Consider the following 20,821-nt stretch of genomic DNA (forward strand, 5'->3'; position numbering starts at 1 on the left):
GTCGGCCAATAGGAGTGATCGGTCAGTAGACGGCGGTACGGCCGCCGTCGACCGGGATGATCGCGCCCGTCGTGTACCCGGCGTCGTCCGAGGCAAGATGGGTGATCAAGCCGGCGAGCTCGTCGGGCCGCCCCAGCCGCCCGGCCGGGAGCCGGTCGACGATCTTGCCGATGAACTCCTCGTCCCAGTTCTCCGACATGTCGGTGGCGAAACCGCCGGGCATCACACAGTTGACGCGCACCGTGGGCGCGTACTCCTGGGCGAACGCGCGGGTCAGTGCATTGAGCCCGTTCTTGGCTGCTGCATACATCGCCTCGGGTGGGCTGGGTCGCTCGGCACCGATGCTCGAAATATTGATGATGGACCCACCTCCGGCTGCCGCCATCCGGTTCCCGGCCACAGCCATCAACCGGAACGGTCCCTTGAGATTGACCTCGATCGTCTTGTCCCACAGCCCCTCTGTGACCGACACGAGATTCTCCGCCAGCGGCGCAATCCCGGCGTTGTTGACGACGATGTCGAGGCTCCCGAATCGCGCGATGATGTCGTCGACGGCCGGTTCGATGCTGTCCCAGTGCCCGACGTGCAGTGCGTACGGATGCGCGCTGCCCGGGCCCGCGTCACCCAGGCTCGAGACCGCGCTCTCGCAGGCGTCGAGCTTTCGGCTCGACACGATGACCGTCGCTCCCGCGTCCTTCAGTCCGCGTGCGATCGCCAGACCGAGCCCACGGCTCGCTCCCGTCACCAGAGCGACCTTGCCGTCCAATTTCGGTGTACTCATGCGTACCTCTTGACCTCGAGTCGGGCGATGGTCCGCAGATGGACCTCGTTGGGGCCGTCGGCAATCTGCAGAGCTCGGGTGATGGCATAGAGCCGAGCGAGAATAGTGTCGTTGCTGACTCCGGCCGCGCCGTAGGTCTGCACCGCTCGGTCGACGACCTTGTGTGCCACCTCCATCGCAGCCACCTTGATGGCCGCCACTTCCGAACGAGCCGAGGCATTTCCGGCGGTATCCATCAACCAGGCCGACTTCAACACCAACAACCGGATCTGGTCGATCTCCATGCGGCTGCGGGCAATCCACTCACGCACCACACCTTGATCGGACAATGGTCCGCCGAAAGCCTGCCGCACGAGCGAGCGCCGACACATCATCTCCAGAGCACGCTCGGCCATGCCGATCGCCCGCATGGCGTAGTGCATGCGGCCGGGCCCGAGTCGCCCCTGGGCGATGGCGAATCCGTCGCCTTCCTCTCCCAGCATGTTGGCGGCGGGCACGCGCACGTCGGTGAACTGAACTTCGCCGTGGCCCAGACGATCCTGGAACCCGAACATGGGCAGGTCGCGCACCACCTCTACGCCGGGGGCGTCGGCCGGAACCAGAATCATGCTTTGCCGGCGGTAGGTGGAACTGTCCGGATCCGACTTCCCCATGAAGATCATGAGTTTGCAGTCGGGATCGAGAACGCCCGAGGTGTACCACTTTCGGCCGTTGACGACGTACTCGTCCCCGTCACGAGTGATGGTCGAGGTGATGTTGGTGGCGTCCGAGCTGGCGACATCGGGTTCGGTCATGGCGAACGCAGAGCGAATGCTGCAGTCCAACAACGGCTTCAGCCATTGTTCCTTCTGCTCCTCCGTGCCGTACATGGCCAGAATCTCCATGTTGCCGGTATCGGGTGCCGAGCAGTTGATCGCCTCGTTCCCGATGATGGAACGGCCGACGATCTCGGCGAGCGGCGCATATTCGAGATTGGTCAGCCCCGCACCGAGGTCGTCGTGGGTCATGAACAGGTTCCACAGCCCCAGATCACGAGCGCGTGCCTGCAGATCCCGCATGATCTGCGGTTGCTCGTGCGGATTGTCGTTCGCGGCGATCTGAGCGTCGTAGACACTCTCGGCCGGGTAGACGTGGTCGTTCATGAATGTCTCGAGCGTGGCCGACAATTCGGCCGTCCGCTGTGAGTAGGAAAAGTCCACTTCCGTGTGCTCCTGTCGAGTGATGGTGCGTCAGCGCGCGAGCAATGCGGTGCCGGTGTCGATCAACCTGCGGATGGTCGCGGGCAGCTTTTCCTGATCCGGGTCGATGTGGCGCCCCTCGCGATGCCGGCGCAGGTTGTGGCCCATGATTGCCGCCATCTTGAGCCGTCCCAGGGCGTCGAACCATGTCATGTCCGGCAGCGCCGGACCGCTCCCGGTGTAGCAGGAGATCAGTTCGTCGGTACTGGGCAGTCCGGGCACGTCGCGGCCCACCCCGGGAAAGTTGGTGCCGTCGGCGAATACCAGGAACCACCCCAGTTCGACGCGTGGATCACCTGCGCTCCAGATCTCCCAGTCGATCAGAGCCGCCGGCTCGAGACCGTCGGAAATGATGTTTCCCAACCGGTAGTCCCCGTGGACGAGTGTGGGTGTGATCGCCGCCGGAATGTCCCTGCGAAGCAGTCGAACCAACTCGTCGGCACCCTCCACGAGTTCCACCGGAACAGCTGCGAGCGTCTTGGACCACCGGTCCAATTCGTCTGCCGGCGAGAGGATGTCGCCTGCGTTCGGGATGGTCTCGAGCGGGACTGCGTGCAACGACGGCAATACCTCCGCCGCGCGCCGCATCCGAGCGGCCGCGATACTCGGTTCCACCTCGGGGTCGTCGAGCACCGGTTCGAGCGACTCGCCGACGACGAGCTGCATGGCGAACCACGCCGGTTCCTGCTCGTCGACCGCCACTATTGCCGGTACCGGCACCGCTGTATCCGCCAACGCGCGCAGAATCGAAGCCTGCCGGAGCATGTCGTGCCGCCCGACCGAGCGCTGCCCTTCGGGGACCGCCTTGACGACGAAGTCGCCGCCGGACGTTCCCACCCGATAGGTCAATCCGGAATGGCCACCGAGGAGCGGTTCGAATGTGCTGACGGTGACGCCGAGCTCGGCGTCCAGCGCGGCGGACACGCGTGTGCGCAGGGAGGATTCGGTCATGGTCGTGGCTCTCTCGGCAGACCGAGCACGCGCTCGGCGATGATGTTGTGCTGAATCTCGTCGGTACCACCGGCAATTCGATAGCCCGGGGCTCCGAGTAGATGCTCGGACCACGCGAACGTGCCCCACCCTCCCGAGTCGGACGTCAGTTCACGCCCGAGCAGCAAGCGCGCGACTTCGGAGGTCCTGGCCATCGTGTCGGTGGCCAGCAGCTTTCCCAGTGACGCTTCCGGACCTGGATCGTTGCCCGCGATGACGGCACCGGCCACTCTCATGTTGCCGATTCGCTGCACGAAACTACGCGTCACCAGATCGGCTACGGCGTCGCGCTCGATCTCGGTCAGCTCGCGGCCGAGGTTCTGGGCAAGGGCCACAGCACGATCCGCGTTCGCCAGGCCGAGGTTTCCGCCGTCGAGGCGTTCGGCCGCAAGCACTGTCAGGGCAACCTGCCAACCCTTCCCGACCGGGCCCAGCCGAAGGTCGTCGCTCAGGTGCACCCCGTCGAGGTACACCTCGTTGAAGGAGCTGCCCCCCGTCATCTGGCGAATGGGACGTACGTCGACCCCCGGCGCGTCCATCGGGATCAGGAACATGGTCAGACCGGCGTGCTTGGCGACGGTGGAGTCGGTGCGGCACAAAGCGACTCCGTAGTGTGCGACCCGCGCCCCCGACGTCCACACCTTGTGCCCGTCGATCGTCCACGAGCCGTCCTCGGCCTGGGTTGCGCGCGTCCGGACCGCGGCCAAGTCGGAACCCGCCTCGGTCTCGGAGAACAACTGACATGCGATGACGTCGGCCCGAAGCATGGCACGAACGAACCTGGTCCGCTGCTCCTCGGTTCCCCACTGCGCAATGGTGGGCGCAACCAACTGTTGAGTGACAGAGAACATCTCGGTCCTCTTGGGGACGTCGAACGTGTCCTCGACTCGCCGGAAGGCGAGTACGTACGACAGCGGTAGGTCGCGGCCACCGTACTCGACCGGGGAATTCAACGCGCCCCACCCCGCGTCGAACTTCGCCTGCTCGTACGCGGCGATCTCGTCGGTGTGCGCCTGCTCTTCCTCTGCGGTCCAATTCTCGAAGACAGCGACCGTATCCGGCCCGTCGCCCCACACGGAGTCGGTGCGCGGCGCGGCCACGGTTGTCAGCCACGCGGTCGCCTGCTCGCCGAACTCGGCGATGTCCGGAATCGTTCGTTGTGTCACTGCATTACCTCTGGTTCGTCTCGGGTCAGACCGTCAGCACGGTGCAGGCACTGATGCCCGGCGCGCCGTACACGTGGGTGAAGCCGACACGCGGATCGCCCGGCACTTGGCGTTCGCCGGCTTCGCCACGTAGCTGAGTGACGATCTCGTGCACCTGGCGCAGACCGGAGGCTCCGATGGGTTCTCCGTTCGCGATGCAACCGCCGTCGGTGTTGATCGGCAGGCGCCCGCCGATGTCGGTTTCTCCGGCCGCGATCATGGCTTCTTGCTCACCGGGCTCACAGAAACCGCATTCGGCCATGTGCATGATTTCGGCACCGCTCTCGGTGTCCTGCAGCTGCGCGACGTCGACGTCACCTGGAGCGATACCGGCCTGCTCGAAGGCCGCACGTGCTGCGTCGGCGCTGACACTGGTGGGTTCGCCGTCGCCCTGAACGGAGGGGCTGAAGACCTCGAAGGACCCGAATCGGCGGGTCCGGTGGGTGATAGCGGCAATCTTGATCGGCCGACCGGTGGCTCGCGCGACGTAGTCCTCGCCGGCGACGACGATTGCGGCCGCTCCCTCACCGGGTGAGCAGAACATGTATCGAGTCAGTGGATCGTTGACCATGTCGGCTTCGGCGATCGTCGTGGCATCCATGGCCTCGCGACGCCAGGCGTTGGGGTTGAGAACTCCGTTGCGGTAGGCCTTTTCGGCGACCAGGGCCAGCGTCCGACTCGAGATGTCGTGCTGACGCATGTAGCGAGAGATTTTGACACCGAAGAACTGGGTGGTCACCATCAGACCGGCCTCGCCGTAGCCGTCGGGTAGGCCCCACTCCGCCGGTCGTGGGTCGAACGCACCACGCGGATGTTTGTCGAAGCCGACTGCGAGCGCGACGTCCGCGGAGCCCGAGCGCACGGCGTTGACGGCCGAGAACAACGCGCTTCCGCCTGTTGCGCAACCGTTCTTGACGTTGGTGAACGGAATTCCGGTGAAACCCAGTTCGGCAACGAGAGTATCGGCCAGGCCCGAGCCGTCACTGCCACCGAACGCGACCTGAACGTCCGGCCAGGCCAGACCGGCATCGCGCAACGCGTTGCCGATCGCGGTGACGGCCATCTGGCGGCCGGACACTCCTGGCTGGCGACCGAACTTGGAGAGACCGGCACCGATGATCGAAACATTCTGTGTCACTGCGTGATTCCTGTCGATTCCGGTTGCGTGCCGAGCGCGTCGACAGCGAATCGGGGCACCGGCGCGGTGGACGTCAGACGCACCGGTGCCCCATCCAGTTCGTCGAAGCTCTCACAGTCGATGATCGCTTCGATCTTGATGCCCTCGGGCAGTTCCACGTAGCCGACTGCGAAGGGAACGAACCCGCCGACCGGTGGCACGTAGGGAGGAGACTTGGGCGAGAAACGCTGAATCGTATAGGCCCACAGGGTGCCTCGCGTACTCAACGTGATGTTCTCCGCAGTGGGTGTGGCGCACCTGCTGCACATCGCACTCGCGGGGAAAGCCACGGTGCTGCACACTGTGCACCTGCTGCCCTCGAGTGCGACGGCCGTTGCCTGCTCCATTGATGCTGCCTTTCGGGCTGTTCGGTCAGAACGCGGACGTGGTGCGGATCAGCGCCCGACCCACTTGGGCTCACGCTTCTCGAGGAATGCGGTGACGCCCTCCTTGCCGTCCTCGGACTGGAGCGCATTGCCGACTGCGAGATGCTCCATGACCATGAGCGACTGGATGTCTGCATCCAGACCGCGGTCGATGCACATCTTGGTCAGCTTCATCATGAACGGGCTCTTGTCGGTGAGGTTCCCGATGAACTCGTCGACGGTCTTGTCGAGGTCCTCGGCCGGCGCGGACGCATTGATCAGGTCGAAGTCGACGGCCTCGGTGCCCGAGAGCAGCTTGCCGGTGAGCATGAGTTCCTTGGTCTTCCGGATGCCGATCATGCGGGGCAGGCGGTAGATGGGGCCGGCACCACCGAACAATGCACGGCGGATGTGGAAGTCGCCAATTCTTGCGTCGTCGGCCGCGATAGCGAAGTCGCACGAGATCATCAGTTCGAAGCCACCGGCGGTGACGTAACCCTCGAGAACCGCAACGGAGGGAGTGTTCATGGAGTACAGACGATCGCACACCTTCGCCGACAGGACGGCGACGTCCATGGCGGTGGTGGTGCCGATGAAGTCCGACAGCAATTCGTCGAGGTCGAAGCCCGAGCAGAAGGTGTTGTTGACTCCGCGAAGCACGAGAACCTTGAGGTTCGGATCGTTGTCCACCTCGACGATGATCTCGTCCAGACGATGCAGCAGCTCTACCGTGACAGCGTTCTTCTTGTGCGGGCGGTTGAGCCAGACGCGAGCGACGTCGCCGTCCTTCTCCAACAGAATGTGGTCGGTGTCGATCATGTGACAGCCTTTCGAGAGTGCAAGTTGAACTGGATTCACTTCAGTATTGATCATCGAGGCGATGGCGTCAATAGCCGATCCCCGGCGACCGCATCAATCGGTCTAGACGGCAAGCAAATCGGCGATCCGCGCCCGATGAGCCCGCGAATCACCCTGCAGCGCTTCGTTTCCGAGAACTCGACGGAAGTAGCTGTGCGCCGAGTGCTCCCACGTGAAACCCACTCCACCGTGCAACTGCACGGCCTCGTGGGCCGCGTGTACCGCGGCATCGCTGCACACCGCACCCGCGACGGCAATCGCCAGCCGGGCCTCGTCGGGATCCTCGTCGTGCACCGCTGCGGCATACCGGGCGGCCGATCTGGCCCGCTCGAGTTCGACCAGCATGTCGGCCAACCGGTGTTTGATCGCCTGGAACGAACCGATGGGACGGCCGAACTGATGACGCGTCTTGACGTGCTCGAGAGTCATCTGCAGCAGGGCGTCGGCGATACCGGTGTTCTCGCACGCGAGAGCCAGCGTTGCCACGTCCTGTATCCGCGCGATCGCGTCGCCGGCTCCGTCCACCGACACCAACAGCGTCGCGGGGGCACGATCGAACGAGATGTCCGCTTGTCGCCTGGTGGAGTCGACGACGCGTCGATCATGCAGTGCGGAAAAATTGTTCGCGGACACTCCGAATAGTGCGATGCCGTCCGGGCAGCGGGCACTGACGACCACAAGATCGGCTGCTCCACCTCCGACGACGAACCTCACCTGTCCGCTCAGAACCCACCCGTCGTCGGTCCGGTCGGCATCGACGTCGTCGGACTCGGCAGACAATGCGCTCACTGCCGCAACCGTGGTATCGCCGAGGATTTCCTCGAGCAGGTCCGAGTTGCCCGCCTCCATCATGGCGCGAACGCCGACGGCCGCATGCTGATAGACGGGTTCGACCGCCAGAGCGCGACCGCATTCTTCGACGATGATGCCGAGCTCGACCATGCCGTAGCCGAGCCCACCCAGCTCCTCCGGCACAGCCATGGCGGTCACCGACATGTCGTCGACCAGGCGTTTCCACAGTTCGACCGAGTAGCCAGGGTCAGAGTCCGCAGACGCGCGCACCTGCTCGATCGTGGAGTACTTGGCGAGGACTCCGCGGATGGCCTCGCGTATCTCGGCTTGTTCGCTGCCGGGCGTCAGCGCCGACGGCTCCGAACGAGGCCAGGGGGCTTGTGCGTCGCGGTGAGATGATGACATGTCGCTCCACTCGAGTTGAATTCAGTTCTTTCTCGAACCATAACCGCTTGAACCCTCGACAAACAGGGTTTACCTGAACTAAGTTCACTTCATGTCATTGAAGATTGTGGAGTACTACGCCACCTTGGATGCCGGGCACCTGGACGACGCGGTGGCGATGCTGTCCGAGGATGTCGAATATTCGATGGTCTTGCCGAGCGGGGCGAGTCGAAAGACCGGACGAGCCGCGATGCTCGAATACCTGTCCGGCAGACCCCCCGTCGACCGCAAGCACCGAGTTCTCCGATCCGCCGTCGACCAGGACCTGCAGTTCGCACACGGTGCAGTGACCGAAGGCGACCGGACCACGGGCTACTTCGTCGGAACCATGCACGTGCGCTCGGACGGCCTGATCGACCGCTACCAGGTCTCGTTCGACACCGAATTCAACCTACTGGTCACCGATGCAGGAGAAGGCCGATGAACTCCGACACGCACCCGACCCCCACTCTGCTCCGCTGGTTCGAATACATGGATTCCGACGACCCGGATCGGGTCCTGACCATGATCTCGGCGGACTTCCGTATGTCCGTGCAGTTTTCCAAGGGACACGGCGAGGCAGCCGAGTTCGTGGGCGACCGCGACGGGCTCGTCGCCTACCTCCAGCAACGCGAGAAGAGCACCCTGATTCATCATCTCGATCGCGGCGCATCCGTCGACGGCACCGAGATGGTGCTGGGACGGACCACCCGGGACCGAGCCTTCGAGGCGTCGTTCAACGCCTCGGCCCAACTCGACGCCAACGGGCACGTCCGACGGTTGCTCATCGCCCGCACGCCGGAATTGGCGTTCGACTAGGAGCCGATCGGCTCGCGAAACAGAGAAGAAAAGAGCGAGATGCCTGAGCAAGCACTGATTTTCGAGGCCATTCGTACCCCGAGAGGCAAGGGGCGCAACGGATCGCTGCACGGCACCAAGCCGGTGGACCTCGTCGCGGGGTTGATCACCGAACTCCGGGCTCGATTCCCCGATATGGATCCGGCCGACATCGACGACGTCATCCTCGGCGTCGTCTCACCGGTCGGAGAACAGGGCGCGGTCATCTCGCGCGCAGCCGCATTGGTGGCGGGCCTACCGGAATCGGTCCCCGGCACCCAGATCAATCGTTTCTGCGCGTCCGGGCTCGAAGCGACCAACTTGGCCGCCCAGAAGATCGCGTCCGGCTGGGACGATCTGGTGATCGCCGGCGGCGTCGAGTCGATGTCTCGGGTACCGATGGGCAGCGACGGCGGTGCCTTGTTCACCGACCCGGCCACCGCATACGACCTCTACATCGTTCCGCAGGGAATCGGTGCCGACCTGATCGCGACGGTCGAGGGCTTCTCCCGTCACGACGTCGACACCTACGCGGCGGAGTCCCAACGACGCGCCGAGGCAGCCTGGAGTGCAGGCCATTTCAAAAAATCCGTCGTTCCGGTCGAGGACTTCAACGGCGTCACCCTGCTCGACCACGACGAGCACCGGCGCCCGGGAACCACCACGGACAGCCTGGGCACATTGAAGCCGGCCTTCGCCGCGCTGGGCAAAGCCGCGGGTTTCGACGACGTAGCGCTGCAGAAGTACGTCGACGTCGAACGCATCGATCATGTTCACACCGGCGGTAATTCGTCGGGGATCGTCGACGGTGCCGCCCTGGTTCTCATCGGTAGCGCCGCGGCCGGAGCACGCGCAGGCCTGGTTCCCCGTGGCCGCATCGTGGCCACGGCTCAGGTCGGCAGCGAACCGACGATCATGCTCACCGGTCCGACCCCGGCCACCGTCGCGGTGTTGAAGCGAGCGGGCCTGACCGTGGACGACATCGACGTGTTCGAGCTGAACGAGGCCTTCGCCTCCGTCGTGCTCAAGTGGATGAAGGACCTCGACATCCCGCACGAGAAGACCAACGTCAACGGCGGAGCAATCGCGATGGGCCACCCGCTCGGGGCCACCGGCGCGATTCTGGTGGGCACCGTGCTGGACGAACTGGAACGAACCGGTGGCCGCTACGGCCTGATCACCCTGTGCATCGGCGGCGGAATGGGCGTCGCCACCGTCATCGAACGCCTCTGAACCGCCCATCGTCGACACATAGAAATACGAGAAAACATGAGCGAGAACATGATCGGATGGGAACGCGGTGCCGACGGCATCGTCGTACTCACGATGGACGACGCAGGCAAGAGCGCGAACACGATGAACGATACGTACATCGCGTCGATGGCCGCCACGGTCGAGCGGCTCGAAGCCGAGAAGGACGACATCACCGGTGTCGTGATCACCTCGGCCAAGAAGTCGTTCTTCGCGGGCGGCGACCTCGACGACATGACGAAGGACCCGGGCGCTGTCGACGAGCGGGACGTTGCGCGCGCCTTGACCGAGCGGATCGACGGCATCAAGAGTGTTCTCCGACGGCTCGAAACCCTCGGCCGCCCAGTGGTGGCCGCGATCAACGGCGCGGCCCTCGGCGGCGGGTTCGAGATTGCGTTGCACACCCACCACCGCATCGGAGCGGATGTGCCGGGCACCCGAATCGGCCTCCCCGAGGCCACACTCGGACTGTTGCCCGGTGGCGGCGGGATCGTCAGAACGGTCCGATTGATGGGACTCGACGCCGCCCTGTCGAAGGTGTTGACGAAGGGCCAGCAGCACTCGGCGGCCGATGCGAAAAAGCTCAGGCTGATCGACGCCACCGTTGCCGGTGTGGACGAGCTGATTCCGGCCGCGAAGGCGTGGATCGCCGAGAACCCGTCGGCTGTGCAGCCGTGGGACGTCAAGGGTTTCGAGATACCCGGTGGCGGACCGACCGATCCTGCCGTCGCTCAGAATCTTCTGGCCGCAACGGCGCTGCTACGCAAGCAGCTCAAGGGCGCACCCGCCCCGGCACCGCGGGCGATCCTCGCCGCTGCGGCGGAGTGCGCGTCGGTCGACGTCGACACTGCGGATCGCATCGAAACCCGCTACTTCGTCTCTCTGATGACCGATCGAGTGGCGCAGAACATGATTCGTGCGTTCTTCTTCGACATGCAGACCATCCGACGCGGCACGTCCCGCCCGGCCGGCCACGATACGTTCACAGCCCGTTCGGTGGCAGTCATCGGAGCCGGAATGATGGGTGCCGCGATCGCATACGTCTGCGCCAAGGCCGGTATCGAGGTCGTATTGAAAGACCTCGACCAGAACGCTGCTGACCGCGGAAAACTGTACGCCGAAAAACTCGAAGCGAAAGCTCTCGAGCGGGGCTCGACGACGGCCGAGAGGTCGGCGGCACTGCTCGACCGGATCCGGCCGTCCGCGGACGCGACCGAGTGCGCCGCAGTCGATCTCGTGATCGAAGCCGCATTCGAGTCCGTGGAGGTCAAGACTGCGGTGTTCGGGGAACTCGAAGGGATCGTTCCCGCCGATATCGTCCTCGGCTCCAACACCTCTCAGCTTCCCATTTCTATCCTGGCCGACGGCGTGAGCCGACCCGAGAATTTCATCGGAATCCACTTCTTCTCCCCCGCCGACAAGATGCCCCTCGTCGAAATCGTCCGTGGCCGGCAGACTTCCGACGCGACCGTGGCGAAGGTCGTCGACTTCGTGTTCCAGATCGGTAAGACGCCCATCGTCGTCAACGACAGTCGAGGCTTCTTCACCTCGCGAGTGATCGGCGCGTTCCTCGACGAAGCGATGGCCGCGGTCGGCGAGGGCGTCAACCCGGTCTTCATCGAACAGGCAGGAGCGCAGGCCGGCTACCCCGTCCCGCCGCTGCAATTGATGGACCAGGTGACCTTGTCGCTGTCGCAGAAGATCCGCAAGGAGAACGAACGCGCGCTGGTGAGCGAAGGCAGCCCGCCTCGCCGACACGGCTCCGACGCGGTGATGGACAGGATGGTCGATGAACTCGACCGCCCCGGGCGTGCCGGCGGCGGCGGCTTCTACAGCTACGACGAATCGGGTGCGAGAACCGGGATCTGGCCGGGCGTGCGCACGTCTTTCGACTCGGGCTCGACTCGAATTCCGTTCGTGGACATGCAGGAACGGATGCTGTTCGCCGAGGCGATCGAGGCGGTCAAGTGCCTCGACGAAGGTGTGTTGACGAGCGTGGCCGACGCGAACATCGGGTCCTTGCTGGGCATCGGCTTCCCGCCGTGGACCGGGGGCGTGATCCAGTACATCGACCAATACGACGGCGGGCTGTCCGGCTTCGTCGACCGAGCACGCGAGTTGGCATCGAAGTACGGGGCTCACTTCGAGCCGCCGCAGTCGTTGGTGAACAAAGCACTACGCGGAGAGCGCGTCCATACACTCGTTTCCTGAACGAAAAGAGAATGCTGTGAATGCAGTACGTCGATCGGTGATGTCCGTCGGGATCGCAGCGGTGACCGTCGTCGCTGCGGCGTGCGGGCAATCCTCGCAGGAAGCCGGATCCGCACCGGTGCAGGGCACATGGGACGACGTCGTGGCTGCGGCCGACGAGGAAGGAACCGTGTACCTGTACTCCAGTCAGCATCCCGAGAACCTCGCGCTACTCGAGACCGCCTTCGAGTCGAAGTATCCCGACATCGATCTCGAGTTCACGCGGGGCAGTGACGTCGAGCTCAACCCGCGCGTGGAGACCGAGGCCCGCACCGGCCGTGGAACTGCCGACGTACACATGTCGACCGATGCCGCATGGATCACGAATGCGTCCGAATCGGGTACCTACTCGACGCCGGTGGTCGGGCCGGCCTTCGACGACCCTGCGTACGCTCGGTCGACGAGCATGCTGAACGACACGTTCTTCCTCACGAGTGCAGCGATATTCGCACTCGGGTGGAACACCGATGCCGTTCCTGCCGGGCTGTCGTCCCCGCAGGATCTGTTGGATCCGAAGTTGAAAGGCCGGCTGGGCGTCGTGAATCCTGCGGGGTTCGCCGCCGTCGTCGACGAGTATCGCTTCTTCGACGAGAACTGGACCGGTGGCGGCTTTCTGGACAAGCTCGCCGCGCAGGAACCGCGGGTGTACCCGGGCACGTTGGCCGTGGCGCAGGCATTGAGCTCGGGCGAGATCGCCGCGTCGCCGATGGTTCCCCCACTGGTCCGGGAGAAGGACGCAGGCGCACCCGTCGACTGGATACTTCCCGATCCGGCGTGGGGTGCGCCGTACTACTCCCACGTGCTCTCATCGGCTCCGCATCCCAACGCCGCGCAAGTGCTGGCCGACTTCATGGTGTCGGCCGAGGGGCAACGCGCCCTGTCGAAGGGGTACGGCAGCGCACTGCCCGATGTCGAGAACTCGGTCGGGTCGGCACAAGACATTTCGCTGCCCGATTCGGATTCACTGACGCCCGAGAAGGTCTCGCAGTTCCAACAGGAATGGGAAAGCAAGTTCAACTGAACGTCGGTGGATGTGGTGGCCGGGTTCGCCACTATCGCGGTGCCACATCCACCAGCACTCGCACCTGCGGTTCGGCCGTCAGATGGGAGGCGATCGCGGTCCTGATGCGATGCTCGGGCACCGTCAGCCTCTCCGTCTCTTGGGCGGCATACTCCGACCAGTTCTCGAAGGTGCACAGCTCGACGAATGTCGCTCTGGTGCTGGACATCTGCGCACAGGACCACCGTACGGCCCCGAGTCGGAGTCTCGACGATCGCAGGCGTCCGACATCGTCGACGAACTGCGCCAGCTTTTCCGGATCGACGACATACGTCGTTTCGACGGTTATCCGGCGGCCGTCGAATTCGGTCGAGAGTACCGGCGGACCTGCTCCTCCCGACAGATCCGGTGCTATCGATTCGCTCGGCAGAATTCCCCGTCGGAGAATCTCTACTGCGGAGAGGGACATGATCGCCGCCGAGACGATCACTGCTGCAACGAGACCGACCGCGTCGGCCAGGAACCCCCACAGGAGGGCCCCTACTGCCTGACTGCCCTGAAAGGTCAGCATCACGAATGCGATGACACGCGACTTGATCCACTTCGGCATCACAGCGTGGGTAGCGATCATCCAGGTGCTCTGGATCGCAACCCACGCCGCACCCACGATGACCAGCAGTACGAACACCACACTCACCGACGGCACGAGCACGATGCCCGCGAGGACCGCCGCATACGCAATCGAACCGATCGCTACGAACGTGTTCCAGCTCAACCGTGCACGGAGTGGCATCAGTGCGACGGTCCCGGCCACCGCACCGATCCCGATGGCACCCGAGAGAACACCGAACTGAACCGACGATGCATGTAGTCGTTCGTATGCCACCACTGGCAGCAACGCCCACAGAGCACTGGCCGGAATTCCGAACGTGATGACGCGCAACAACAGTCGCCGAGTCCACCGCGAGTGGCGAATGAACCGCACACTCACCCCGACAGCATGGTGCACAGATTCGGTCTTGGGCTTCTTACCGGACTCGGGCGGCACCTGAGTGAGCGCCACGACGACACAGACTGCGAACAGCGCGGCAACGGTCGCAAATGCACCGCTCGAACCCCACCATGCGAGTATCGCGCCCCCGATCACCGGTCCGACAGCGCGCGCCCCGTTGAAAATGGCACCGTCGATTGCAGGAACGACCGCCATCATGTCGGCGGGGACCAGATGAGGGAGCAGGGCCTGCCACACGATTGCCACCGACGCGAGCCCGCACCCGGCGAGAAACACCGCTGTCATCAACGCCGGCGTGGAGGACAGGCCGAGGAGTTGCAACGCCGTCATGACGATCGACGCCACCAGCAGGACGATAGCGGTGCCCGCGAGCAACAACCGATGACCGGCGAATTCCGCGATGGCCCCGATCGGTAGAGCAAGAAGAAAGAACGGCACACTGGCGGCGAACTGGACCGAGGAGACCACCAGCGCGGACTCCCCCGACTCGGTGAGCGTCCACTGTGCAGCGAGAACCAGGATCCACACGCCCACACTGGCGCTCAGCTCGAAGCCCAACATCCGGCGCAACTTCGGAATACGCATCGGCGCAAAGAAACTGATGTGATTCGACGATTTCACCTGTGTCACCTTTCGGACGCGGCCTACACTTGAACCTAATTCAGTTGTGGAAAGATTGTTGCGTTTTCCGCATCACCCGATTCGAAGGGACGTCATCGAAGACCATGATCAGTCGAGTACTCTGCCTCGCCGCCCGTCCCAGCGGAAAACTCACGACCGAGCATCTGGAGCTGGCGGACATCCCGCTCGCCCCACTGCTCGATGGCGAAGTGCTGGTACGAAATACGTGGCTGTCGATCGATCCGTCGATTCGACTGCGCCTCGGCGACTCGGCACCGTCGGGATATCTGCCACCGCTCCGAATCGGAGATGCTTTGGTGGGGTTGGCACTCGGCGTCGTCGTCGAATCACGGGACGAGAACTTTCGGCCGGGAGATCTGGTGTCGCACATGTACGGCTATCGCGACTTCGCAGTGGTCTCTGCCACCGCCGGCGGATTGGGTGGCGCGGGCACCCTCACCAGAATCGATACCCAGGACTGGCCCCCACAGTGGTTCCTGGGTCCGCTGGGCAGTTCCGGGCTCACGGCCTATGTCGGCCTCTTCGAGATCATGGACATTCGACCGTCCGATACCGTCTGGATCTCGGCCGCGGCAGGAGCAGTCGGCAGTATCGCTACCCAGCTCGCTGTACACCACGGCTGCACGGTGATCGCTTCCGCAGGCAGCCGACGCAAGGCCGATCATCTGGTCGATGCCCTGGGAGCCTCCCGCTCGTTCGATTACCACGACGGCGACATGGAGAGCCTTCTCGCGAGCGCTGCTCCGGACGGAATCGACGCATACTTCGACAACGTCGGCGGTTCTCACTTCACCGCTGCACTCGACGCACTACGACCCGGGGGACGCGTCGCGATGTGCGGGGCAATCTCCACCTACGAAACGTCGAACACGTTGCCGTCGAACCTGTTTCAGATCACAGCCAAGAGCTTGTCGGTACGAGGATTTCGAGCCGGCTCGTTCGGCCATCTCTACGACACGATGCGATCCACCGTCGGAAGCCGACTCGCAGACGGAACCATGATCTACGAGGAATCCGTCTACGACGGCCTCCAGCAGTCCTCCACCGCACTGGTCGACCTACTCAACGGACGAACGAGCGGAAAGACACTCTGCCGACTGTAAATCCCTGCCGGTTGTGAGCCTTTGACGCATCGGTTCACAGCGGTCCTGCGTTCGACCGCACGACGCGCGGCGGCGTCCATTGCTCGCTCAGGGCATCCTCGGTCGGTTGATAGATCCTCAGGACCAAGAAGAACGGATGCTGGGGTGCCGGAAGCCAGGCGTGGTCGGGACTGTCGGTTGTGGGCGGCGATGCACTCACCGTGATCGTCGACGGTCCTGCGGCTGCGTCGTCGCCATTGACCGCCGATCCCGCCGAGTGCTTCTTCTCGGGCGCGTCGTACAACCAGCCGGTTTCTGCGTCGTACAGCGTGATGCTCCAAAAGGCCTGCGCTGGCGGGGAATTGATGAACTCGATGTGGTATTCGTCGCCGGCTTCGCACGTCAGTCGCTGTCCGTCGTCGTCGACATAGGTGTTGTACGAGCAGTTCTCCTCGACAACGTTGGCGCCGAGACCGACGTAGTTCATGACCGCACGTGCAAAGAAGTTGTGCCCGTGGGCACCTTTGCCGAGCACCCGGGTCCAGCCGGATTCGGTGCGTCGCCCCAGCAGCGATCGAGACCGGGACAACATCGTCATCGCGGTTTCGAAGCCCTGTTCCATGCCTTTCCGTGTGGCCTCATCGAGGTCGTGCACAGAGAAGGTGCCAGTACCCACACCGAGCTGTCGGAATTGGTGCACGTGGGCTACGTCGGTGAACGGGACTCCGTTCACTGCCAACGACACATCGAGGGCAGTGAAGAACGCCGCCGACGAGACTTCGACCGAACGAGCATCGACCACCGGCCACGCGTGTGCCGACGCGGTCGGTGCGTCGATCGTGACCGCATCCTGCAGACTGTGCACGGTCGGCAGGTCCGAATCTCCGAACGCCTGTATCCGCATCAACAGCCACATGATCGGTGTGGCGACTCTGAACACCTCGATACCTTCGGGAACCGAACCGGTCCAGTCCGAACACGCCAGGAACAACGCGCGCGGCTGTTCGGGGTGCGTACGCCGACTGACATTGCTGGCGTTGCTGTAGGCGTCCAGGAAATTCAGCGTGTAGTACCGACTACCGAAATCGGGAAGAACGATGACAATCGGCCCATCCGAAAGGTCCAGCCAAGCATTGGAATACAGCGTGTCGACATTGGGGACCCGGAAGGCCTGGAACTCCGCGCCGGCAATCGTCCGTTCGTGGACCAGCGAATTGGTCGCCCACCGTTCGCCGTCTGCAGCCGGGGCGCACGCGTCACACATGCCAGCGTATTGGTACACCGATGGCAGACCGTAGACCACCGCGTGCATTGCCAGTGATTGTGCCCAGCGCTGCCGGTCCAGTGCGTCCGACGGGTGTACATCCGCCGCATCGGTTGCAGCGATCTGATCGGCCGAACTCGGGTCGTACGTTCGCATCGGTGAAAAGTCCCTTCTCGCAGACGCTGTCGCTGATCCGAACACCAGTCGCGTTCTTTGTTTGCGGCCTCTCGGCGCGTCGAAGCCGTGGACAGCCACTGGAAAGTGATTGACATCACGCAGCATAGCTGCTGAACTGAGGTCAGTTCAAACAGGAGGACAATACATGCGACATTCGGTCCGGACGAAACACATGATCATCGCGATACTCGTCGCCACATCGACCGTCGCGCTCAGCGCGTGCGGATCGTCGGGCGGAGACACTGCATCGGTGGAAGGAAACTGGGAAGACGTAGTGTCGGCGGCCGAAGAGGAAGGCTCGGTGACGCTCTATTCGAGCCAGAACACCACCATCCTCGACAGCGTCAAAGCCGCGTGGAATGCGAAGTATCCCAACATCACTCTCGAATACGTGCGGGGTACCGACGCGGATCTCAACCCACGCGTCGAGGTCGAGAACAAGACCAAGAAGGGGATTGCCGACGTCCATGTCGTGACCGATACCGCGTGGATCGCCTCCGCTGCGGAGTCGGGCAATTACTCCCAGGAATTACGCGGCCCTGGTTTCGACAACCCCGATTACGACCGGGACTCCAGCATCAAGAACAACCGCCTGTTCCTGAACGTCGCGGCTACCTTCGGAATGGGCTGGAACACCGATGCGGCCCCGAACGGCCTGACCGATCCTCGTGATGTTCTCGACCCCGAATACAAAGGGCGCGTGGGCGTTGTCAGCCCTGTGGGCATTGCATCCTACGTCGATCTCTACAGCTTCTACCGACAGAATTTCGGCGACGATTTTCAGGAACGGCTCGCCGCACTAGAGCCGAGAATTTACCCCAGCGCCCTCGTGCTCGCGCAGGCACTGACCTCCGGCGAAGTTGTCGTGGCCCCGATGGTGCAGCCACTGGTTCAAGAGGTGGCGAGCGGCGCACCGGTTAACTGGGCTCTTCCTGAACCTTCATGGGGAACCCCTTACTACGGGCACGTCACTGCAGTCGCGCCACATCCGAATGCGGCTCAGCTTCTGGCCGACTTCCTGGTCAGCACAGAGGGACAGACCGCGCAGGCCATCGGAGTAGCAACAGCACTGCCCGGCATTGCCGGGGCGACCGCCGACGCACACGACGTCCAGGCTCCCGACCCCGAACAATTGACCAAGCAGTACGTCGACCAACAGTCTGCGGAGTGGGAACAGCAGTTCGTGAGCTAGCGCCCTGCAGCCCAGTAGAACCGAGCGCAGGCCGTGACGGGATCACACCGTCACGGCCTGCACTCTTTCCCATCACGGCGATGAGGCAGACCAGACGACAAAACTCAGGGCGATCAGCCCGAGGCTCGGAATCAACACTGCGATGACGTGAGCACGTAAGGGGAACACCACCCTGCTGTCCTCCGCGGTACGTCCGGCCCTCACTCGCGCGATCCAACCCGAGGCCAGCAAAGCCGCGGCACCGAAACCGACGAGGACTGCCAGCGCTATCAACGCAGGTTGGCGCGTGTGCGAGCTCAGGCGTATGCCGATCACTGCACACACGGCCACGGCCGATTCCGTACGGACCCAGGCCAACTGGGTTCTCTCTACTTGGAGGCCTCCGTCTCCCAGTTCCCCACCCGGCCGTGAAGTTGGGGGCTCGCCCCGACGTCGACGGGTCATCGCAGGACTGACCACAGCACCAGAACCCCGACCGCCGCGAGGACGAAAGCCAACGGCAGGGCAATACGAGGAGAAGGAAGAGCCTCGGACTTACGCATACTCTTCTCGGTGCGCGCCCAGCCCCACCATGCGTGCAACGGAACTCCGATCGACGACACGATCAGCATCGCCGAGGCCACCACACTCGGCACGGACCCGCCACCGATATCGAATACTTGCAGAGCTACCCCCGCTGCCATCAATGCCAGCGACGTTCGAATCCACGCCAGGTAGGTTCTCTCGTTCGCGAGACTGAAGCGCGGATCGGGCTCGGCTCCAACGGAATACACCGAGCGAGGAAACCTTCCAGGCCTGTCGTTTGTCACATCGACCTCTCGAACTCCGCTGCAATCGCAGCATCGCCGTGTCCGAACCTCTGCGTATCACGCCCTCCGATACACCCACCAGGCTACAGTCAAGGTGAATTCAGTTCACATAAGGGGTCCTATGCCGAACCGCACCCAGCCGGAACAAACCGACCTGCGCGACGATGCGAGCGCGCTCCAGGTCTGGGGATTCCCGGTGATCTTTGCCCAACGCCTCCGGCTGCGGTTCACCGATCCAGCGAATCCGCACGCGCAGCGACCTCCCGCGTCGGCCGGCGCTCCTCTGAATACCCTGGGACACCAACGAGAATTGTCGAATCCCGCGCTGACCGCGGGTGTCGCCCCGAATGTCGACACCCTGTACTCGTTGGCCTTCGTCGACCTCGATTCCGGCACCTTCGAGCTTCGGCTGCCGGACTTCGCCGATCGCTACTACAGCGTGCAGATCGGTGAGGCGGACTCGTCCACGAACACGGTCATCGGTCGGAGGACTCATGGGTCCCGTATCCCTCCGGTCACGTTGTACCGACAGGCATCGAAGCCTGCGAACACGGAGAATGCGGACGGATGGATTGCGTGTCGGTCGAGATTCGTGATGATCGCGATTCGGATTCTGGTCGATCCATCCCGACCCGGAGACGTACTCGCGGTCAACGGATTACAACAGCACATCGTTCTGACCGGTCCGCCTGCACCACCGACTGCGCATGCGGAGCTCGCCCTCTGCACTGTCGAACGTTCTGACGAACTGCAGCGGCCTCGCGAATTTCTCGGTGCCCTCGATCACGCGATCGGAAGCCTCGGCGATTCGGACGTACCGCGCTGGGTCGGGCAGACGCACCGCCGCCTGATGGACGCACTCGACGCGGCAGCCGGCCGTGATGCCGCCGAACGTGAGATCGCAGACGGTCTGCGATCCGGCTCGGAAGACATTGCTGCACAGGTCAAATCGGTGGGTCGCTCCGTCAACGGCTGGGCGATCAATGATGCAGGTGCGGACTTCGGTGCGAACCATCTCCTGCGGGCCGCCGTCGCCTATTCCCAGATCTACATCAATCCCGCCGCCGAGGCGTCCTACCCGGTATGCGAACAGGACGAAGAAGGCCGTCCACTCGACGGGGCGAACGACTATGCCTTCACTTTCCGGGCCGGCGAATTTCCTCCTGCCGAGTTCTTCTGGTCGATGACCGTCTACCACGCACGCGGACTGCTGTACGCGAACGAACTCGACCGCTACGCCATCACCGACCGCACACCGAATCTGCACTACGACGCGGACGGCTCACTCACCGTCAGGGTGCAAAATAGTTGCCCGACAAACGGAAACACGGCCAACTGGCTGCCGTGCCCACCCGGTGCCTTCCGGCTGATGCTCAGGCTCTACGGCCCGAAACCGGACAGCCGTTGGTCTCCCCCGCCGGTGGTTCGCCAGCAGTGACCGACGTCCTGCCCACATAGCTCGAAAGCGCTGCGAGA

20 protein-coding genes are annotated in these 20,821 nt (G+C 63.7%); 8 read left to right on the forward strand and 12 right to left on the reverse strand.

What is annotated here, in order from left to right:
- Nucleotides 1-22: 22 nt before the first annotated feature.
- From JLZ96_RS09220 to JLZ96_RS09255, 8 genes are all read right to left on the reverse strand, one after another.
- Nucleotides 23-781, reverse strand: coding sequence for an SDR family NAD(P)-dependent oxidoreductase (locus tag JLZ96_RS09220; protein ID WP_167325445.1), 759 nt, complete (start codon nucleotides 779-781; stop codon nucleotides 23-25).
- Nucleotides 778-1,980 (reverse strand): acyl-CoA dehydrogenase family protein, encoded by a 1,203-nt coding sequence (locus tag JLZ96_RS09225; RefSeq protein WP_201009893.1) that lies wholly within the window; start codon nucleotides 1,978-1,980, stop codon nucleotides 778-780. The genes JLZ96_RS09220 and JLZ96_RS09225 overlap by 4 nt, the downstream gene beginning before the upstream one ends.
- Before the next feature lie 30 nt (nucleotides 1,981-2,010).
- Nucleotides 2,011-2,970, reverse strand: a complete 960-nt coding sequence (locus tag JLZ96_RS09230) for a phosphotransferase family protein (protein WP_201009894.1) — start codon at nucleotides 2,968-2,970, stop codon at nucleotides 2,011-2,013.
- Nucleotides 2,967-4,175 carry an acyl-CoA dehydrogenase family protein gene (locus JLZ96_RS09235; protein ID WP_230073728.1) on the reverse strand — a complete coding sequence of 403 codons (1,209 nt, stop codon included), beginning with the start codon at nucleotides 4,173-4,175 and terminating at the stop codon, nucleotides 2,967-2,969. The genes JLZ96_RS09230 and JLZ96_RS09235 overlap by 4 nt, the downstream gene beginning before the upstream one ends.
- Before the next feature lie 25 nt (nucleotides 4,176-4,200).
- Nucleotides 4,201-5,352 (reverse strand): thiolase family protein, encoded by a 1,152-nt coding sequence (locus tag JLZ96_RS09240; RefSeq protein ID WP_201009895.1) that lies wholly within the window; start codon nucleotides 5,350-5,352, stop codon nucleotides 4,201-4,203.
- Complete coding sequence (locus tag JLZ96_RS09245; RefSeq protein WP_032386462.1) at nucleotides 5,349-5,738, reverse strand: Zn-ribbon domain-containing OB-fold protein; 390 nt, start codon at nucleotides 5,736-5,738, stop codon at nucleotides 5,349-5,351. The genes JLZ96_RS09240 and JLZ96_RS09245 overlap by 4 nt, the downstream gene beginning before the upstream one ends.
- A gap of 48 nt (nucleotides 5,739-5,786) precedes the next feature.
- Complete coding sequence (locus tag JLZ96_RS09250; RefSeq protein ID WP_032366859.1) at nucleotides 5,787-6,575, reverse strand: enoyl-CoA hydratase/isomerase family protein; 789 nt, start codon at nucleotides 6,573-6,575, stop codon at nucleotides 5,787-5,789.
- 102 nt (nucleotides 6,576-6,677) lie between these two features.
- On the reverse strand, nucleotides 6,678-7,811 hold the full coding sequence (locus tag JLZ96_RS09255) for an acyl-CoA dehydrogenase family protein (RefSeq protein ID WP_201009896.1): 1,134 nt from the start codon (nucleotides 7,809-7,811) through the stop codon (nucleotides 6,678-6,680).
- Nucleotides 7,812-7,902: 91 nt separating this feature from the next.
- On the opposite strand from JLZ96_RS09255, the gene JLZ96_RS09260 reads away from it, so the two are divergent.
- Genes JLZ96_RS09260 through JLZ96_RS09280 form a run of 5 tightly spaced genes read left to right on the forward strand, consistent with a single transcriptional unit; the run spans nucleotide 7,903 to nucleotide 13,188 of the window.
- Entirely contained in the window at nucleotides 7,903-8,274 is a 372-nt protein-coding gene (locus tag JLZ96_RS09260; RefSeq protein ID WP_201009897.1) for a nuclear transport factor 2 family protein, read from the forward strand.
- Nucleotides 8,271-8,648 (forward strand): hypothetical protein, encoded by a 378-nt coding sequence (locus JLZ96_RS09265; protein WP_201009898.1) that lies wholly within the window; start codon nucleotides 8,271-8,273, stop codon nucleotides 8,646-8,648. The genes JLZ96_RS09260 and JLZ96_RS09265 overlap by 4 nt, the downstream gene beginning before the upstream one ends.
- A gap of 39 nt (nucleotides 8,649-8,687) precedes the next feature.
- Nucleotides 8,688-9,899 carry an acetyl-CoA C-acetyltransferase gene (locus tag JLZ96_RS09270; RefSeq protein ID WP_201009899.1) on the forward strand — a complete coding sequence of 404 codons (1,212 nt, stop codon included), beginning with the start codon at nucleotides 8,688-8,690 and terminating at the stop codon, nucleotides 9,897-9,899.
- 36 nt (nucleotides 9,900-9,935) lie between these two features.
- Nucleotides 9,936-12,128, forward strand: a complete 2,193-nt coding sequence (locus JLZ96_RS09275) for a 3-hydroxyacyl-CoA dehydrogenase NAD-binding domain-containing protein (RefSeq protein WP_201009900.1) — start codon at nucleotides 9,936-9,938, stop codon at nucleotides 12,126-12,128.
- Between the two features lie 40 nt (nucleotides 12,129-12,168).
- Nucleotides 12,169-13,188: an ABC transporter substrate-binding protein gene (locus JLZ96_RS09280; protein WP_201010690.1), complete on the forward strand. Its 1,020-nt coding sequence runs from the start codon at nucleotides 12,169-12,171 to the stop codon at nucleotides 13,186-13,188.
- 31 nt (nucleotides 13,189-13,219) lie between these two features.
- Here JLZ96_RS09280 and JLZ96_RS09285 read toward each other — a convergent pair whose 3' ends face one another.
- Nucleotides 13,220-14,800 (reverse strand): MFS transporter, encoded by a 1,581-nt coding sequence (locus JLZ96_RS09285; protein ID WP_201009901.1) that lies wholly within the window; start codon nucleotides 14,798-14,800, stop codon nucleotides 13,220-13,222.
- Between the two features lie 104 nt (nucleotides 14,801-14,904).
- Between JLZ96_RS09285 and JLZ96_RS09290 the strand changes: the two genes are divergently transcribed.
- A complete protein-coding gene (locus JLZ96_RS09290; RefSeq protein ID WP_201009902.1) occupies nucleotides 14,905-15,924 on the forward strand; it encodes an NADP-dependent oxidoreductase in 1,020 nt (339 codons plus the stop codon).
- Between the two features lie 34 nt (nucleotides 15,925-15,958).
- On the opposite strand, the gene JLZ96_RS09295 is transcribed toward JLZ96_RS09290, so the two are convergent.
- On the reverse strand, nucleotides 15,959-17,323 hold the full coding sequence (locus tag JLZ96_RS09295; RefSeq protein WP_201009903.1) for a DUF1254 domain-containing protein: 1,365 nt from the start codon (nucleotides 17,321-17,323) through the stop codon (nucleotides 15,959-15,961).
- Nucleotides 17,324-17,489: 166 nt separating this feature from the next.
- On the opposite strand from JLZ96_RS09295, the gene JLZ96_RS09300 reads away from it, so the two are divergent.
- Nucleotides 17,490-18,536: an ABC transporter substrate-binding protein gene (locus JLZ96_RS09300; RefSeq protein ID WP_201009904.1), complete on the forward strand. Its 1,047-nt coding sequence runs from the start codon at nucleotides 17,490-17,492 to the stop codon at nucleotides 18,534-18,536.
- Nucleotides 18,537-18,608: 72 nt separating this feature from the next.
- Here the strand turns inward: JLZ96_RS09300 and JLZ96_RS09305 are convergent, their stop codons facing one another.
- The gene (locus tag JLZ96_RS09305; RefSeq protein ID WP_080731919.1) at nucleotides 18,609-18,980 is read right to left on the reverse strand and encodes a DUF202 domain-containing protein; all 372 of its coding nucleotides are present in this window, start codon (nucleotides 18,978-18,980) and stop codon (nucleotides 18,609-18,611) included.
- Nucleotides 18,977-19,309 (reverse strand): YidH family protein, encoded by a 333-nt coding sequence (locus JLZ96_RS09310; RefSeq protein WP_230591148.1) that lies wholly within the window; start codon nucleotides 19,307-19,309, stop codon nucleotides 18,977-18,979. The genes JLZ96_RS09305 and JLZ96_RS09310 overlap by 4 nt, the downstream gene beginning before the upstream one ends.
- 157 nt (nucleotides 19,310-19,466) lie before the next feature.
- On the opposite strand from JLZ96_RS09310, the gene JLZ96_RS09315 reads away from it, so the two are divergent.
- Nucleotides 19,467-20,783: a DUF1214 domain-containing protein gene (locus JLZ96_RS09315; RefSeq protein WP_201009905.1), complete on the forward strand. Its 1,317-nt coding sequence runs from the start codon at nucleotides 19,467-19,469 to the stop codon at nucleotides 20,781-20,783.
- The last annotated feature ends 38 nt before the right edge of the window (nucleotides 20,784-20,821 follow it).

The sequence above is a fragment of the Rhodococcus sp. NKCM2511 genome, assembly GCF_014905595.1.
GTDB classification, from domain to species: Bacteria; Actinomycetota; Actinomycetes; order Mycobacteriales; family Mycobacteriaceae; genus Rhodococcoides; species Rhodococcoides fascians.

Coding starts and splice junctions, on each gene's coding strand:
- JLZ96_RS09275 (WP_201009900.1), top strand. CDS start 9,936: ATGAGCGAGAACATGATCGGATGGGAACGCGGTGCCGACGGCATCGTC.
- JLZ96_RS09250 (WP_032366859.1), bottom strand. CDS start 6,575: ATGATCGACACCGACCACATTCTGTTGGAGAAGGACGGCGACGTCGCT.
- JLZ96_RS09265 (WP_201009898.1), top strand. CDS start 8,271: ATGAACTCCGACACGCACCCGACCCCCACTCTGCTCCGCTGGTTCGAA.
- JLZ96_RS09245 (WP_032386462.1), bottom strand. CDS start 5,738: ATGGAGCAGGCAACGGCCGTCGCACTCGAGGGCAGCAGGTGCACAGTG.
- JLZ96_RS09270 (WP_201009899.1), top strand. CDS start 8,688: ATGCCTGAGCAAGCACTGATTTTCGAGGCCATTCGTACCCCGAGAGGC.
- JLZ96_RS09300 (WP_201009904.1), top strand. CDS start 17,490: ATGCGACATTCGGTCCGGACGAAACACATGATCATCGCGATACTCGTC.
- JLZ96_RS09260 (WP_201009897.1), top strand. CDS start 7,903: ATGTCATTGAAGATTGTGGAGTACTACGCCACCTTGGATGCCGGGCAC.
- JLZ96_RS09295 (WP_201009903.1), bottom strand. CDS start 17,323: ATGCGAACGTACGACCCGAGTTCGGCCGATCAGATCGCTGCAACCGAT.
- JLZ96_RS09230 (WP_201009894.1), bottom strand. CDS start 2,970: ATGACCGAATCCTCCCTGCGCACACGCGTGTCCGCCGCGCTGGACGCC.
- JLZ96_RS09290 (WP_201009902.1), top strand. CDS start 14,905: ATGATCAGTCGAGTACTCTGCCTCGCCGCCCGTCCCAGCGGAAAACTC.
- JLZ96_RS09220 (WP_167325445.1), bottom strand. CDS start 781: ATGAGTACACCGAAATTGGACGGCAAGGTCGCTCTGGTGACGGGAGCG.
- JLZ96_RS09280 (WP_201010690.1), top strand. CDS start 12,169: ATGTCCGTCGGGATCGCAGCGGTGACCGTCGTCGCTGCGGCGTGCGGG.
- JLZ96_RS09305 (WP_080731919.1), bottom strand. CDS start 18,980: ATGACCCGTCGACGTCGGGGCGAGCCCCCAACTTCACGGCCGGGTGGG.
- JLZ96_RS09315 (WP_201009905.1), top strand. CDS start 19,467: ATGCCGAACCGCACCCAGCCGGAACAAACCGACCTGCGCGACGATGCG.
- JLZ96_RS09255 (WP_201009896.1), bottom strand. CDS start 7,811: ATGTCATCATCTCACCGCGACGCACAAGCCCCCTGGCCTCGTTCGGAG.